The organism is Paenibacillus sp. Dod16, assembly GCF_049893405.1.
GTDB lineage: Bacteria > Bacillota > Bacilli > Paenibacillales > Paenibacillaceae > Paenibacillus_AQ.
In genome coordinates this window covers 26,724-41,774 of the sequence record NZ_JBNDYG010000024.1, presented here as the reverse complement: position 1 = coordinate 41,774, position 15,051 = coordinate 26,724, and the positions used below count along the sequence as shown (strand labels likewise).

The following is a 15,051-nucleotide window of genomic DNA, read 5'->3' as shown; positions in this document are numbered from 1 at the left end:
ATCCCATAATTTTTCTGTAAAAACGACTACCTGTGAAATTTATAAGTATTGAATATCAACAAGCCAAGTGCGAATTGCAGGATCATCTATTCTTCCGATCGATTCATCTATAATTTTAGAAAGTGCCTGAATGGTAAAACCATAATGAATTAGCTCACCCTTATTCAATCTTACATAGTGATTCAATTGCCTTGCTTCTGCAACTGTTATGGTTCGCCTCTTAACCTTTAAAAGATAATCAGTAAAATCAATATCGACGACGAGGACTTCTGATAAGGTATCCTCGTCAATAGAAAATCTCCTATCATGGTCTTCCTTTAAATCAGTCGTCTTACTGGTTTCCTCAGTTCTATATTCGATTGACTCTCCAACTGTGACAATCAACTCGGATTCATCCAGAGTGTAATTCATAAGTTCGTCAACCCTGAATGCTACTTCATTCGCAAATTCCAAGCGGGCCTTTTCCTCGATTTCTTGATCGCAGAGGAGGATTTCGTCTTCAACTATTAGTGCGTATGATATATTCTGTTTATATCCCTTTGTTAGTGCATATGCACGGTAAGGTGACTTTTTTCGATCCAAAATGATTCGATGGGTAGATATTGTGATGTTATTCCCTTCCGAGTGGACATAATACAAACTTCTAACATCAATATCTAATGAACCGTACGAACGATAACCAAAAAGATCCGTAACACTGACATTAGGGAATTCCTCGATTAAATCTTTTACAAGCTTATCCCACTCGCGGTCTTCCTTAGTCTTTATCGCAAGGCCATACTCGGCTTCCCATAAGAACAATACTCTGTGATCATAATCATACGCCAGTTCCCGCTCCTCTATAAACCAAATGGTCTCAAGCCCTTTATCTACGAAATATTTATTTCGCTTATTAATTAAATTTACAATCTTAGTATCACCAATCTCATGAATATTTGTAATGAGACAGATCGCAAACTCTCTTCCATTCTTGTTAAGGTAGATATCCGGGTAGTGTTTCCAGGATTCATGGCCTTTTTCTTCATACCCATACTTGACTCTTAAATCGGTTTTAAACCGCTCCTGCCCTTTAAGATCGGTGTAGATTATTTCTTTAATTACTGAGTGTCTCTTATTTTCTCTGGTAACTTGAGCTTGGTATGTATCATAAGCTTTAGCAATTTGGCATGTACGACCTCTACGGTGAGCTAGATGGATATCACGAACATCACCAGCTCGCAGGTATAACTTCTCCATACAAAAAGGGCAGGTGATATGCCCTTTTTCTGCAATTTTCCTATACCTGTCAATAGCGTTATCCTTATCTTCTGTACTGAGGAGAAGGGACTTTATATTTATAACCTCATTATTGTAGAAACCTATATCCATAATCTGTACCTCCCTGCCGGATACTACAACTGATTTACTCTTTATGAGCTGTTCTACTACAATAATTTTATATAGATTATATAATTTTCACCAGGGTATTCCAATCATGTATACATGGTTCAGTCGATATGAGGAAAACAAAAAAAGGATGGCTGTTGCCATCCTTTTTACTGTACGAAAGCATAGGGGGATAATTAATCGAACAAATGTCATGTGGTATGAAATAGGTGGTTTCATTTATCGTGGCAACCTTGATACTCTTCATCGAAGAAACTCAATTACATAGGATCCAATCCCAGTTTTACTTGAATTTCCGATTGATTATTATATGCGTGAACTATGTACTCTACCGCCGTATCTACTATTTGTTTTATAGATGTGTTGGAGTTTATTTTCACGTAACGATATCGAAACGTGTTTCCGTACTTATTAAATAGCGTTCCCTTTGAAGGGTATTCTAGGTTGTTAGTAATCCCGCCTATATTAAACCTGAACCAGTCACCGGCCGCATTAAGCTTTTCTGCAATTTCATTTGCCCCCGACTCACATTCAATAAAAAGTCTAAATTGATCTCCTTGAAATTGCACACCAATTATGATCACGTTTCCGCGTAATAACCCAACAGCATATTTTATTTCCGAAAGTCCCGTACCCTTTGTGAATCCTGAATTTGTAAAGAAATGGCCAGCCGGGGTAACTTTCCAATCAGTCTCACTGGTATGAGGTAAGCTAGGGACTCTTGACTTCATTGTAACTTCCAATTCATCAGCCAAATAGGCATGGATGTGCTTCAAATATAAGTCATGAATACGAAGTTTACGCAGCTGGGAGACCAGTGGATGTTTTGTGCTATACCAATTATATGTATCATTTACGATATCGACAGTAGCCAAGTAACTTATGTGATGTAGCTGCCGAATAAATTGAACATAGTCACCTAATATTTGCGCATGGTAAAAATTGAGTTTCTTTATTTTCTCAACTAGGGTTTCTAGTTGATTAGCCAGCTCTTCATAACTTAAGAACGACCAAGTGACCCCGTTGTTCAATTGAAATGAAGCACCTTTAATATATTTTGGAATGGATAAACTAAGAAGCAGAAAATAATCATTCTTGGCAGCATTGTCCGAATACCTCTCCAACTGAGATCGATTGGGATGGCTTTTTACTTTGTTTTCAATAATTAGAGTTCTTTCAATTCCTGTATCACTGCGGAAATATGCAACGATATCTCTGTTTTTCTCTTCTCTCGTAATTCTTTCGAGCGAATAGTTCGATTCATCATCCCCGATCCAATGAGATAAAATTTCAGCTCCCAGGATCGGATATTGTTGAAACAGCCAGACGATCATGTTGCTATGAAAAAGCTCTTTTGAAGATAAAGATAGATTGAAAAGCGGGGAATCTTCAAGTATAGACAATTTGTCTATCCCGCTCCCCTCTTCTCTTTGTTTGCTTGGTTCAGCCATAGAATTCACTGCACTCCATTCAATTTCAATTCTTACCTTCAGATCCGATTAAAGAATCCCTATCCCATACGCGTCCACACAATCAACTTGTCAGACACTGTATTTGGCACTTCAACCGCAGTCATTTTTCGTGAATCAAGTCAAAGGTTTAATGTCCTTTTGCTACGCAATACTTTTTTCTCATCAATCTGAATTATCCCACCTCTTTAGTGAGGATACAATATATTCCCTGATTTCTGATCAGAATAAACTGCTCATATTTTACTCGAACGGGAAACAAGTTCATCCCTAGTTTTTTCAGCTAGTTTGAGGGCTTTGTACTTGCTGGTAGCTTCTTTTTGACCACTTATGGTACCTGGATCATATATGGGAAGCATCTCACCATCTGCTTGAATGTACGGAATCCAAGCAGAATGCACTCGCTCTAACTTTTGGTTAAAGAACGATTTATATCGTGCACTTACCTTTTCCCCAATAGATCTGATTTTCTTTTCTTTGTTCATCTAAAAAACCTCCTTAATCAATTGGTTATTTGGTAGAGAAATGACAAACCGACAACAACAATAACAATTGCACCACTGATTCCGGCTATAGCAACCTTCCGAAATTCACCATTCTCGCCGCTAAAGTATACAGCGAAAAATTCACACCATTGTTCCCTTTCTATATAAAATTTTATGGGGATCAAAACTAAAAGTAACCCCGCCATGGTCCAGAGCATCGAACTTACCATTTCAATACCTGCTACCATTTCCTTGTCTCCCCCTTAATATTCCTCAATCATTCATCATCTTGTCGTAAGATCTATATTTGCTTCATCATACCTTATGATGTCGATATTAGAGAAACAGATGGTCCGTATATAAAAAAGACTAAAATCTCCGGGATTCAGAGACTTTAGCCTTTTCTCTTTTTTCATCTTTTTAAATCCTAATCAGCCCAGTAATTGAAATACGCTTAGCTTTCTCAACAGCAAAGAAAAATATAGAATTTCAGCAATCTAACCGATTACTAGGAATCTTGAAAGATTGAGTAAGCCATTTCCTTCGATGGCCGGCTGGCCAAAGAGATACTTTGTACTTTTTATCAATTGTGCGTATACCTCTTGTTCAGAAAAATCTCTATTAAATAACATTTTGCTTTCCTCAATAATAAGGGCAAGAGCACCAGCAACAAAAGGAGCTGCCATCGAAGTGCCACTTAGAGACTTATAGCTATTATTCAAATAGGTGGAATAAATATGTTCCCCTGGGGCTACAAGATCCAGTTGTTCATTTGAATTAGAAAACCTGGCTAAGTTTTTTGTGCTATTCACAGCACCTACTTGGATGACTTCCTGATACGCACCAGGGTATCTATATTTTTGAGTAACTTGTCCATCACCATCATTTCCGGAAGCTGCAACAACCGAAATATTATGCGCTAACGCATAACGGATAGCATCATGTAGCAATGGATTATTCACTTTAGTTCCTAACGACATGGTTATAATGTTAACTCTTTCACCGTTGGGCCCTCTCCAAAGGATGGCATAATATATAGCTTCGATTACATTGTTGATAAGTCCATTCCCGTTATTCGCCAAAGTCTTAAGAATCAATAGTTTAGCCTTTGGAGACACACCAATATCAATCATATCATTACGCGCAGCAATGATGCCCGCTACATGAGTGCCGTGCCCATGTTCGTCTTGAAATTGCATGGGGTCATATTGGTAATCCTGGGTGAAGTTTCGTCCTCCTATCACGTTCTCCTTCAGATCTTCATGACTCATGTCAATTCCAGTATCCAAGACTGCAATAACCACACCCGATCCAAAAATTCCACGGTTCCAAAAATGATGTACATGAATCATATCGAGGCCATTGTTTTTCTCATCACTGCTATCCAAAACCTCATGATTTAACAAACTAACCAATTGGTGGAAATCCATCATTATCTTCTCCTTCCCTCGCCTTTAATTTACTAACTATTAAAGTGAGAGAAGAAAATAATTCAACAACCATCCAGATTTTTTTGAATACAGGTTGTGATTATGGTGACTAGACACTCTTTGTTATACAAGTTAGGGGATATCGCCAAGAGGTTAAGGCAAAGGTCTGCAAAACCTTCATCCTCGGTTCAAATCCGAGTGTCCCCTTTTTCTAAAAAACCAAAAGGAGTGCAAATTCATGGAGATGAAAGTAACAGTTTATACACGACAGGGTTGTGTCTACTGTATGCGTATTAAGGAATGGATGAGAAATAATCAACTTCAATTCGAGGAGGTTGATGTTTCCTCAATGACAGATCTGGAATTGAAAAGTCAGATCAAAGGTGTTCCCTATACGGTAATACAAAACGGAGCCGATAAGGAAGTAGTTCTTGGGTTTAATGAGGAAAAATTAACCCGGATCTTTCTCGGCTAATACCATATGAGCTTTTCGTGGATTGTTGTGTCATTGAATAGCCCAACCAAAAGGAACTACTCGTGTTGCAACTAATACACGAGTTTTTCGACGTTCTATTGTATTTTTTGAAATTTATATTCAAGGAGTTAATAACAAATAAATTCTTGGTATTAAGAATTTGGAAATCTACACCTATTGATATCACATTAATTCAAATTTTTTCAAATTAATCCATAACCAACATCATAATTCTACGTTATATATATATACAGTTAAGTTTCTTTCAGTAAATTATATCTGCTCAAAAGAATTATAGTATCATCCAACCACGAGTTTTATAGTTGTTACCATGGCTAAAGGAACTGATCTGTGCATTCTTTGCTAAAAGTATCTTAAATATTTTAATACTTTTCATTATGCTTTTTGAAATATCCCAAATCATCCATGAGTCAAGTATATTGTCCTTCCATATTGAGATGCGATAAAGAGCACTCCCATGGAGGACATGGTCACTGCGAACGACTAATCCTGCTACGTCTTTTGGCTTATAAAAAACCTTTTCAAAATTAGAATGCTTCTAGTATTAGAGCCGCTCACGAAGCAAAGCGTTCTATTGGATTGTTCAGAATCTTTGAACTGTAACATATTACAAAATATAGGTTCCTTCAACATTCCAATTATGGTATTATATTCTATGAAATACATATTTAAACAGAAAGGATGAGCGATTTGAAGTTGTCTGGAATATCTAAATTGCAAACCAGGAGGAAGGAGAACAAAATTTTGAGTAAAAAGTTGCGAATAAGGACTGTTGTGTGTGTTTTCATTGTGGGTATGGCTATTGGAACAATTTCGTCTGTTGTATATGCGGCACAAGCATTTAGCACTGCGAAAGCATATGGCCCTATCCTCGGTTACCGTTATCAAAATCAAGGCGAAATTCAACATAATAATGGCGACTCTCAAGTTGGAGGTTATGCACATGTTGCTAATCCTGCAGGTACCGGTGTTCCAACTGGCTATATGGGTGCAAAGACTAAACTCTACTACAATGGTAGTTTGTGTGCCTCGAATGATTGGTACTATAATGAAACATCAGGCTCAGGTACTGTGAGTATGAGAATTCCTGTGGGTGGAAACTGTGGAAATGGTAACTACACAGCTAATGGTTCGACCAGAGCATATAATGGTAACGGATACGATGAGTTCTCAATAAATACAACTCCTGCAATTCGAAATTATTAAGATTGGATGGTGAACGTAATGAAGTTTACAAAGAAAACAGTATTACTTGGTGTCACCTTTGTTCTTGGTGTGACTTTAGGGGGCTTGCAATTTGGTTCTGCTATTGCCAGTACACTCACTCAAGAACATACTCCCACATTCCCGGTAAACGAGAAAGGCGAGACGTATGGATCTGCAGAAAACGTGGAATCAAACGCAGCACCAGATTTAATTCAAGCAATTGGTGTTGATGGCACTCACGGGTATATACGTGCAGAAGACCTGGAAACCGAACCGCCCAAAAGCCCTAAAGAAGCATTGTCTAAACAACAAAGCATTTCTTTGAATAGCGTTCGAACAATTCCTTTATACGATATTAATGGTAAACAAATAGGTACATTTAATATCCAACAAGTAGGGGATAGTGAGGTTGAAATTGAGACAATTTCTGAATAACCTATAATCCCCACCATTGTAGACTCAAGAAATTATCTAGGCTTAAACTGTCGTCGGTACTCTACTGGCGACAGTTTATTTTATGTTTACTGTGGTCCATGATCGATATAGAGAATGCATTCATTATGGATCTAAATTACCGACCGTGAGGATCTAAATAAAAAGGATTGGATTCAACCTTGAGAATCTCGATCTCACAGAATTAGACCGCACAAGACTCGAAGATAGCCCGAGAGACTAAGAAACCTATCCAATATCTCATGAAAAGCGTCAATGATATTGTCTTTAATCGCGTTGCCGGCCTGTATCCTCTGCTGCTGCTTTTCAAGATTAAGTAACGCCATCGTTCACCCAAAAAAGGAATTGCTTTCAAAAGTATTTACAATAACTGATTGAAATTAATTTTTTTTGGTTATAAAATTGAAACTATATCCAATTTTTTACGTCTTTATTATGTACGACATTTAACGTGGAGGGATATTAAATGAAAAAGAAGTTATTCATTTCGTTATTTGCAATAGTCATCGCTTTAACAGCTGCGGTAGGGATGGCCTTTGCAAAGGGAGCAATCAAGATCGTCGTAAATGGCGAACAGATTAAATCGGATGTTGCCCCGCAGATGAGCAACAATCGAGTAATGGTGCCAATAAGCTTCATCTCGAAGGCTCTGGGTGCTAATGTAAGTTGGGACCAAAAGAATCAAACAGTTTCAATAAAGAGTAGTAATTCAGACGTACAGGAAGATGTCTGGAATCAAAACCTTGATATGTCAAGCAGTAGCTGGTCACAAGTCAAAAACCTTATTGCGCTTTATATCGTAGGTTTTGATACTCGTGATGATAAGTTAATCAAATCAATTTCCGTTGAAGGATTTGACATGATCCCTATCGGCGGTATGTATCCATCCATTATTGATTATGAGATTGTCGATGCTCAGCAAACCAAGGAAACGCTTAAGGTCAGAGTAAGAGTAATCATTGAAGAAGAAAAGCTCTTTGGAGAAGAATGGGACATTGAAATCACTCAAGGCAAAATTAAATCAATGAAAAAAGCCAAACTGTTTGATGTTAACGAATATACGGTAATCCCAGGTCTTACTTATAATAATAAATAAATAAAAAGAGAGCCTCTATCACGAAAATAGAGGCTCTCTTTTTTAATCATTTAGGGTGCTAGAGTCTGAATCGCAATAACTCCAGGAGTAGAGAGTGAACCAGCAGTCGATGTAGTAAGAGCGTAGGTCGCCGACGCGTTAGGTGCTAGTGTAAATGTCACAACCTGGACCATATCTTGAGTAGAGGTCCCAACTTTTAGTGCGGGGACACGAACAGCAGCATTGTTATGCCATTGGATAGCCCCTCCAAAAGGTTTTACTCGTGAAGTAACAAAAACCTTAATTTTACGACTTTCTGTTGTTGATGTATTTTTGAAAGTAATATTCACTTTGTTCTTAACACCATAGTGACCTTTGTTGTCACCGTATGCTTGCCCATTAACCCCACCATCATAACTGCTGGTTTGTGTCATCAAGTTATCATTTGTACCATTAGAAAAGCTGTAGTACTGATAAGAGTTCAAAGCACCCGTTTGGAAACTGATATTACTCTGAATGTCGGCAAAATCCCAAGAACCACGAGGATGCGTGCCCAGCCTATCAATAACCGGAGTTGAGTTCGTTCTTAGGTTTGCAGTTGTAGTATCAGCAACCGAGGACCTCACTCTGAAGGCCATCGGAGCTGTCGAAGAGGATGTATTTTTAAGTGTGAACTCAATTATTCCACCGATCAGCTTGCCACTTTCCACTGGCCATTCTTTTACAAGACCAACATTACCCGCTGTTATACTTGTATCAACTGGGGAAGCACTATCCAATGTGTTAGCAAGCAACGCTTGAGCTGAACAAATCCCATGCGATACGTAGGAACCTGTTGTTACAATGGAATGTTTCAAGTTCGAAATTTGGATTGTACCAGGAGTCGAGGTCGAGTTAGAACCGTTACCAATCGTTACCCCGTATTTTAGTGTTTTTCCGGTAGTATTGAGATGCCAAACAAAGATTCGGTAAGTTAGTGTATTCTTATTTGCGACATAATCGTGCCACAATGTAGCAAATCCATTTGTAAACTTCACTGGCCAGTTGGCATCAGTCGGTTTGCCGATGGTTTCAGGATTGTCCGAAATCATAAAACGCGTAGAGCCAGATTTTACACCGGTAATATGGGGTGGGGCTGTGGTAAGCAGTGGGTGTGTGATTACAGGCAAATCAGTTGTTGTACAAGTCATTTAACATTCCTCCAAAGTTTAATTTGATTTTTGATACCTAGTAATTTGTTCCTTTAAAACTTTATTATCCGAGAGTGTCATCAACATCACTCTCTCCTGCCTCCTTTTCTCTTTATCAAGGTATCAGTTGCCCTCACCTTGTACTTATAAAAGAGAGATTCAAAGCTCTAATAACAACCTCAAAACAAAATTCATGAAATTAAGTCTGTATTCTTGTCTCTGTTACTTTCAAATGATTGAATGGCTTTAGTCAGTTCGTTAAGTGAGTTATCTAATTTGTCCATCTTTTCTCCTATGGTCTGTAAGACATAACGAATCAAAATAAAACAAAGAGTAACCGGAAATCCAACATTCGTTATAAGTGAAATTACATCTGTTACTTGCATACAGTACTTCAACTCCTTCCTTATTTATTTCTCTATATAAGGATGGATCTGTTTATTTTTGCACAACCACTTTTTGGAATGTTTGTTTGAATATAAGAATTCATAACTGTAGTTCTCATTAATGAGGATGTTTGTTTCTTGAAAACAAATTATTGCATTATGATGGACTTGTGTTCTTTTATTTGAGTGTAAAAATCGCTAATATCATAAGATTCTTTTTTTTCATGGTCTTTTAAATGGAGGGAATATGAATTTTGAATGAATTTGAAAATTATGATGAACTCTGCAAGGGGCTTAAAATTTCTTTTGAGGATTTTTAAAAAAAGATACAATATTTACAAAAATTCGCTTCAATAGAATCAGCAATAAAAAGTTTTATTTCAAATCTTGCTAAGGATAACGAATACAAAGAAAATCCATCATCTTCGACATACAGATCATTCCTTAATAGATTTCTTGAATATCTACAAATTACAGAGCAAACTTCACTTTTACTCTATGAATTAAATTACGATTTGTATGAAGGTTTTTTAACGTATCGAAAGTCTTTAGGCTCTAAAGAGTTCACTCACAAAACCAACATTAAAAATGTATATATTCTAAATGCAGTTCATACCTTCGCTTTTGAAAATGAACTATCCCCTATACTTATTAGACTATCTAGACGTAGCAATACGTTATCTTTGGAAGATCCAGTTTTTCTATCAAATTCAAATATATTAAGTATATTTTCAAAAATAGATAAAAACTCTCGAAACGATAGTTTACTTATATCGAGCAATAATTTGTATTTTAGCTGATACTGGATGTAGTCTTTCTGAAATAGGTAAAATACTTGTTAAAGATATCGATGTAAGATCATGTGTTATAAATTTTGAGGGGAATAATGTAAGATTTAAAGCTCGTAAGATTCATATACCAAAAAAAAGCATGGATGTAATTGTTAAATATATGAAATCAATTAAAATTATAGATAAACCTGATTCAAATCTTTTTAATAAAAAGAGTTCATCAAGAACTATTCAGAAGAAAATAAATGACCTCGCAAATGAGCTCAATCTCAGTTCCTTGAAAAGTCGGTCGTTTAGAGATACATTCGTTTTAAGAAAAATATCGGAAGGTATGAAACTTGATGATTTGGTTGTTTTGATGGGTTCTACCGATACTCAGAGAGCTTCACGATATATTGTATATTACGAGGAAAACATAAATAAAATTTCTGGAGATTCTGGTCACTTCCTAGACAGTTATGAATAACCTCTTTTTACTTAGTTTGATACGTACTGACTTCTCCTCTTAATGAACCGCGGATCTGTTTATGTATCATTTAATTCAATATTCTTCCTATAAAAGCATTACAGTTACAATAATCGCTGCTATCCTCCTATAAAGGAAGACGGCAGCGATTTTTGGTGAATATCAAGAAAACTGTTTCTAATAATGGTATATCAAAGTGTGTTCGAGTTAAATACCAGATGTAGCTTGATACTTAAACAGAGCTTTATACGATCCTTGTAGCACACCGATCTTTGTGCCATCTTGTTTACTTATCGTTTGGGGTAACTTCAAATCATATCGAACATTAAATTGATGTGTTCCCCCTCCGAAAGATGGCTTTGCTTGGATAATGGATTGTGGGGCATTGGAAACGATTAATTTGGACGAAAGTGTTCCTTGGCCTGATCCAAAGTTAATCGTTGCCCCAGTAACAGGCCCTTTGTAATCTGTAGTAATCTCAACTGCAGAAGCGGGAATGTAGAATTTTTCCAAAGTTCCGTTCACTGACTTCTCTATCTCGAAATCGGTTGAACTCATACTAACTGTCCAACCAGCATCTGAACCCCTGCCATCAATAACAGTCATAGTGGTTTCGGCCTTAGATGCTTGACTCTTTTTAACATCTAGCCTGATATCGTCGAATTTTAACGCGGTCTGAAACACACGCAATCCAGAACCGACAACTTCCACTTTTTGCTCGGTCACATCCGCATAAGCAGAAGTGCCCAGAGATAGCAGCAGCACCGACAAACCTATGATACCGAGCAATTGTTTTTTGAACCCTTTGATCATGTATTGCCCCTCCATTGTTTCATTTTGTTGTTAGATAAATTCGGATGGGAACCAACCTGCTTTGCCGGCTCCCACAATCCGCAGCTTAGATCCCCGATGCCAAAGAGAATGTAAATAAGGATCTGTACACGCCTACTCTCAAACCGACTTTATCTCCAACTTGATGTGCACTTCCATTACTTGTAGAAACAACATCTACCGTACTAGGAACCCGGAACATATAATCCATTGGGATATCATAGTATCCCATGCCCTTAAATGGTTCCGCTTGCGCTAGTACCTGTTTCGTGCTATCAAGTACGTAACTCCCCGTCTTCGCTGTTTGATCCGGGGAACCAGCCAGCACTTTTGCCGATTTGACATCTACATTCAGGGAAGATGCCGGGATTTTTACAACAAGATCTTGAGTGCCCAAACCTGTATCCAGTACCGGATCACTTACAAAGTCAGTGATAGACAGCGAGTACGTCCAACCATCTGCGGTACCTCTGCTATCCTCAATCAAGGTGTTTGTAACCGAATTAATCGTTTGATACTGATTTACAGTTTGAATCTCGATGTTATCCAGCATCAAACCATTAAACTTAGATGATAGCGCTCCTCCAATAACGTTTAGAATCGCCTCTTGCTCTGCGCCAGTAACCTCAGCACCCCAAGTTGGGTCAACTCCTGGATTAGGGTTTGGATTTGCACCACCATTTAACGGAGGAGTTATATACTCTTTATCAATCAGTACATTACCACTTCCACTATCTGTTACTCGGATTTTGATAGGTAACGAAGCACCGATGTCGATTGGGCCTGTGTACTCTTGATAAGAAGCCCCGTTGTCCAAAGAGTATTCTTTCATCCAATTTCCTGTCGGTAAATTGCTGAAATCGATTAATAGTTTATCATCAATATCCCGAGATAATGACGGATCATAGACTTGAGCCGTTACAACCAGAATCGTTTCAAAACTATAATTAGTGCCATCAGTCACACGAGCTTTGTATACGGAATCCACCACATTATCAACGAGAAGCGTATATTTACGTTCTGTGGAAGAAGGTTCTTCAGTGGTGCCGGAATATTGATTCAAGATTTCTGGTTCGTCGACCCACGATCCACCATCATGCTGAATTTGAAGTGAACCTTGAGTTGGATTAAAGCTAATAGACAGTGGTCTTTGATTATTAACATCTACTTCACCTACACTTCCGACAGGGGCTGTTAGCGTTCCCGGCGCAGCTGGTGCCACAGTGATATTTTCTGTAATCTTTGAAAGCTCATCACTCGTGTTTTTGTTTGTAATAATAGCGGATACTACATGATCGCCTTCTAATAATTGGATAGGCGCTGTGTAATCGAGAATATTTCCATCTACTTCTACTTGCAATTTGACCCGATTCATGTCGATAGCACCCGTATCAACCGTAAGTACCCCATCTTGCTCCAGTAGTTTAGGGTATCCTACAGGAATCACAATTGGATTATTAATTACCGTCACTTCGAGCACTTCACTATACAACGAATCGAGTCCGGATCTGGCTAGAACCTTTACAGGACCCGCAGTTGTTAACGTAATTGGTGCTGTGTACTCTAACCAAGTTGCCCCGTTATCCAACGAGTACTCTTTCTTATTTGCTACTGCAGGGTAGTTGAGCGTTACAACTGTGTTTTCGAATTTATCTGTAGAACGTGATTCAGTTGGCTTATCAATCGTTGTCGGTGCAGGTGTATACCCCGGAGGATAGATACCAGTTGCCCCATCCTGTTTGATTGTATTACCATTTTCATCCAATCTATACAGGTTACCATCGGAACCAATTCCATAAACATTTTGGACATTAAGGTCCAATGCGATTTCAAGCAAGCCAACAAATTTTACGCCTGATGCTGATGTGTTGGTGTACTTTGCATTGCTTGAAAATACATATACATCACCTGTATTTTTCAACAGGTAAAGTGATTTTGTATCGAATGCCAGATCAGTGATATCCTTAATGGCTCCATCCGGTCCAGATAATCTTGTCTGTGTTTCGATTCTACCCGCAATACCCGTTATCCCTTTACCGTTTACGATGCCGTTGTACGCTGTGTTACCGTTACTCCCAATTACATATACATTGCCGTTAGTACCTAGTCCGGCAACGAGAGACACATCACGATTCGCGTTTACCGTATACTTTTTCAAATTCGTCATCACAGTCGATTCAGACGTTGTGTAGTCGGTGTGATATACATAATCGGCACCTATTCTATTAGCAGGAAGACCCCATGCTTTCAGATTACCGCTGCCATCCAAGTACATGAACGTATTGCTTGTGTTAGAGATACTGCCATCAGTCTTATCCGACAAATTTGAAACTTCCCTACTCATATTCGTCGGATCACCGTTAAATGGATATAAAGTCTTAGTACTGATCTCAGTGGTAGCTCCGGGTGTATAACGATCTGTATTTTTCGGGTATACCGACGTATCCCTTAATGTATAAAAGCTCCCGTTAACTTCGAAATAACGCATTCCGATTCGAGTGTTATCCGAGGTATACGATATTTGCTTTGTCCCGTAGGACGTTTCATCGATATAGCCCATATCAAACGTAGCTGGACCGGAGAATCCCGGAAACATCGATGTTACTTTTACGGGCTTCGCATTAGTGTAAGAAGTATCACCAAACTCGCGACCGATTTTATATACATCCGATTCTGTAACAAATAGAACAACGTTTCTATCTACTTGTATCATTTTCTTGACCCCTGTTAGTGGGGTATCGAATAGATCAGGATCTACAACCTCAACAGGAACAGTCGTATCTGCTTTTATGCCGTTACCTAATTGCCCATAAGTTCCAGCCCCTAATGACTCTACCCTACCATCTGCGGTCAGACCATAAAAGGTATATGCATTATAACCCTCGGAATTGTACACGAAATCTGTCCACCCAGACGCTATCTTTTCAAAAGAACTCGCCGGATTGTAACCTGAGTCTTTCCGGTAGTAAAAGTCCCCGTTAGACATCAGGCGCATACCTACACCTTTGTCATCAGGGCTTTGCGCATTATACTTTTTAATATCCGAGCCTATTTCGTCTAGTTTATCTTTATCAGCAGGACCGGAGTATTCTCCCCTGTCTCTGAAGAGAATCTTCCTGCCATCACTCAAAGTTAGATATGCACGAGTACGTGATTGATGATCTTCATAATAGTATCCAATGTCTTCAATATTCGCATGCCCAGCGCCCTCTACCGTATTCTTTCCTGGCATTAATACGCTCGGTATCAATAACGAAGCAGCCAGCAGTGCGCTTAAATAACGTTTCTTACCAGGTTTTCTCCTGTTTTTATGTACATCTCTTTCTGCAGCCATGTATACAGACCTCCAAATTACGTTTATTTTCCATTCTGCTTTCCGACTTGTTC

Annotated in this window: 14 protein-coding genes and 1 tRNA gene; 7 read left to right on the top strand and 8 right to left on the bottom strand. The window is 38.4% G+C overall.

The features are described from left to right. Positions 1-39 precede the first annotated feature (39 nt). The 5 genes from ACPV3A_RS17770 to ACPV3A_RS17750 form a co-directional block, all read right to left on the bottom strand. Positions 40-1,368 (bottom strand): competence protein CoiA family protein, encoded by a 1,329-nt coding sequence (locus ACPV3A_RS17770; RefSeq protein ID WP_063477347.1) that lies wholly within the window; start codon positions 1,366-1,368, stop codon positions 40-42. 278 nt (positions 1,369-1,646) lie between these two features. Continuing rightward, a complete protein-coding gene (locus tag ACPV3A_RS17765) occupies positions 1,647-2,837 on the bottom strand; it encodes a PD-(D/E)XK nuclease family protein (protein ID WP_063477348.1) in 1,191 nt (396 codons plus the stop codon). 254 nt (positions 2,838-3,091) lie between these two features. Beyond that, a complete protein-coding gene (locus ACPV3A_RS17760) occupies positions 3,092-3,340 on the bottom strand; it encodes a hypothetical protein (RefSeq protein WP_063477349.1) in 249 nt (82 codons plus the stop codon). 17 nt (positions 3,341-3,357) lie between these two features. Next, positions 3,358-3,588, bottom strand: a complete 231-nt coding sequence (locus ACPV3A_RS17755) for a hypothetical protein (RefSeq protein WP_063477350.1) — start codon at positions 3,586-3,588, stop codon at positions 3,358-3,360. Positions 3,589-3,837: 249 nt separating this feature from the next. After that, positions 3,838-4,770 (bottom strand): S8 family peptidase, encoded by a 933-nt coding sequence (locus tag ACPV3A_RS17750; RefSeq protein ID WP_255308650.1) that lies wholly within the window; start codon positions 4,768-4,770, stop codon positions 3,838-3,840. Between the two features lie 135 nt (positions 4,771-4,905). Between ACPV3A_RS17750 and ACPV3A_RS17745 the strand changes: the two genes are divergently transcribed. The 5 genes from ACPV3A_RS17745 to ACPV3A_RS17725 all read left to right on the top strand — a co-directional run bounded on the left by ACPV3A_RS17745 (position 4,906) and on the right by ACPV3A_RS17725 (position 8,021). Then, positions 4,906-4,977, top strand: a tRNA-Cys gene (locus ACPV3A_RS17745). 31 nt (positions 4,978-5,008) lie between these two features. Beyond that, on the top strand, positions 5,009-5,245 hold the full coding sequence (locus ACPV3A_RS17740; RefSeq protein ID WP_063477352.1) for a glutaredoxin family protein: 237 nt from the start codon (positions 5,009-5,011) through the stop codon (positions 5,243-5,245). A gap of 765 nt (positions 5,246-6,010) precedes the next feature. Further along, positions 6,011-6,472, top strand: a complete 462-nt coding sequence (locus ACPV3A_RS17735; RefSeq protein WP_076153587.1) for a hypothetical protein — start codon at positions 6,011-6,013, stop codon at positions 6,470-6,472. An 18-nt stretch (positions 6,473-6,490) separates the two neighbouring features. Continuing rightward, the gene (locus ACPV3A_RS17730) at positions 6,491-6,907 is read left to right on the top strand and encodes a hypothetical protein (protein WP_063477354.1); all 417 of its coding nucleotides are present in this window, start codon (positions 6,491-6,493) and stop codon (positions 6,905-6,907) included. 484 nt (positions 6,908-7,391) lie between these two features. Next, a complete protein-coding gene (locus tag ACPV3A_RS17725; protein WP_063477355.1) occupies positions 7,392-8,021 on the top strand; it encodes a copper amine oxidase N-terminal domain-containing protein in 630 nt (209 codons plus the stop codon). 50 nt (positions 8,022-8,071) lie between these two features. Here the strand turns inward: ACPV3A_RS17725 and ACPV3A_RS17720 are convergent, their stop codons facing one another. Continuing rightward, the gene (locus ACPV3A_RS17720) at positions 8,072-9,190 is read right to left on the bottom strand and encodes a hypothetical protein (RefSeq protein WP_063477358.1); all 1,119 of its coding nucleotides are present in this window, start codon (positions 9,188-9,190) and stop codon (positions 8,072-8,074) included. Positions 9,191-9,902: 712 nt separating this feature from the next. Here ACPV3A_RS17720 and ACPV3A_RS17715 point away from each other — a divergent pair. Both ACPV3A_RS17715 and ACPV3A_RS17710 read left to right on the top strand, forming a co-directional pair. Continuing rightward, a complete protein-coding gene (locus tag ACPV3A_RS17715; RefSeq protein WP_409372509.1) occupies positions 9,903-10,376 on the top strand; it encodes a phage integrase SAM-like domain-containing protein in 474 nt (157 codons plus the stop codon). After that, positions 10,318-10,833: a site-specific integrase gene (locus ACPV3A_RS17710; RefSeq protein WP_082834217.1), complete on the top strand. Its 516-nt coding sequence runs from the start codon at positions 10,318-10,320 to the stop codon at positions 10,831-10,833. Before ACPV3A_RS17715 ends, ACPV3A_RS17710 begins: the two co-directional genes overlap by 59 nt. A gap of 207 nt (positions 10,834-11,040) precedes the next feature. Here ACPV3A_RS17710 and ACPV3A_RS17705 read toward each other — a convergent pair whose 3' ends face one another. Beyond that, the gene (locus tag ACPV3A_RS17705; RefSeq protein ID WP_063477361.1) at positions 11,041-11,646 is read right to left on the bottom strand and encodes a WxL domain-containing protein; all 606 of its coding nucleotides are present in this window, start codon (positions 11,644-11,646) and stop codon (positions 11,041-11,043) included. An 85-nt stretch (positions 11,647-11,731) separates the two neighbouring features. After that, entirely contained in the window at positions 11,732-14,998 is a 3,267-nt protein-coding gene (locus ACPV3A_RS17700; protein WP_063477362.1) for an RCC1 domain-containing protein, read from the bottom strand. Positions 14,999-15,051 lie beyond the last annotated feature (53 nt).

Excerpts from the sequence above, each read along its gene's own strand:
- ACPV3A_RS17770 (WP_063477347.1), bottom strand. The coding sequence starts at position 1,368 with ATGGATATAGGTTTCTACAATAATGAGGTTATAAATATAAAGTCCCTT.
- ACPV3A_RS17765 (WP_063477348.1), bottom strand. The coding sequence starts at position 2,837 with ATGGCTGAACCAAGCAAACAAAGAGAAGAGGGGAGCGGGATAGACAAA.
- ACPV3A_RS17760 (WP_063477349.1), bottom strand. The coding sequence starts at position 3,340 with ATGAACAAAGAAAAGAAAATCAGATCTATTGGGGAAAAGGTAAGTGCA.
- ACPV3A_RS17755 (WP_063477350.1), bottom strand. The coding sequence starts at position 3,588 with ATGGTAGCAGGTATTGAAATGGTAAGTTCGATGCTCTGGACCATGGCG.
- ACPV3A_RS17750 (WP_255308650.1), bottom strand. The coding sequence starts at position 4,770 with ATGGATTTCCACCAATTGGTTAGTTTGTTAAATCATGAGGTTTTGGAT.
- ACPV3A_RS17740 (WP_063477352.1), top strand. The coding sequence starts at position 5,009 with ATGGAGATGAAAGTAACAGTTTATACACGACAGGGTTGTGTCTACTGT.
- ACPV3A_RS17730 (WP_063477354.1), top strand. The coding sequence starts at position 6,491 with ATGAAGTTTACAAAGAAAACAGTATTACTTGGTGTCACCTTTGTTCTT.
- ACPV3A_RS17725 (WP_063477355.1), top strand. The coding sequence starts at position 7,392 with ATGAAAAAGAAGTTATTCATTTCGTTATTTGCAATAGTCATCGCTTTA.
- ACPV3A_RS17720 (WP_063477358.1), bottom strand. The coding sequence starts at position 9,190 with ATGACTTGTACAACAACTGATTTGCCTGTAATCACACACCCACTGCTT.
- ACPV3A_RS17705 (WP_063477361.1), bottom strand. The coding sequence starts at position 11,646 with ATGATCAAAGGGTTCAAAAAACAATTGCTCGGTATCATAGGTTTGTCG.
- ACPV3A_RS17700 (WP_063477362.1), bottom strand. The coding sequence starts at position 14,998 with ATGGCTGCAGAAAGAGATGTACATAAAAACAGGAGAAAACCTGGTAAG.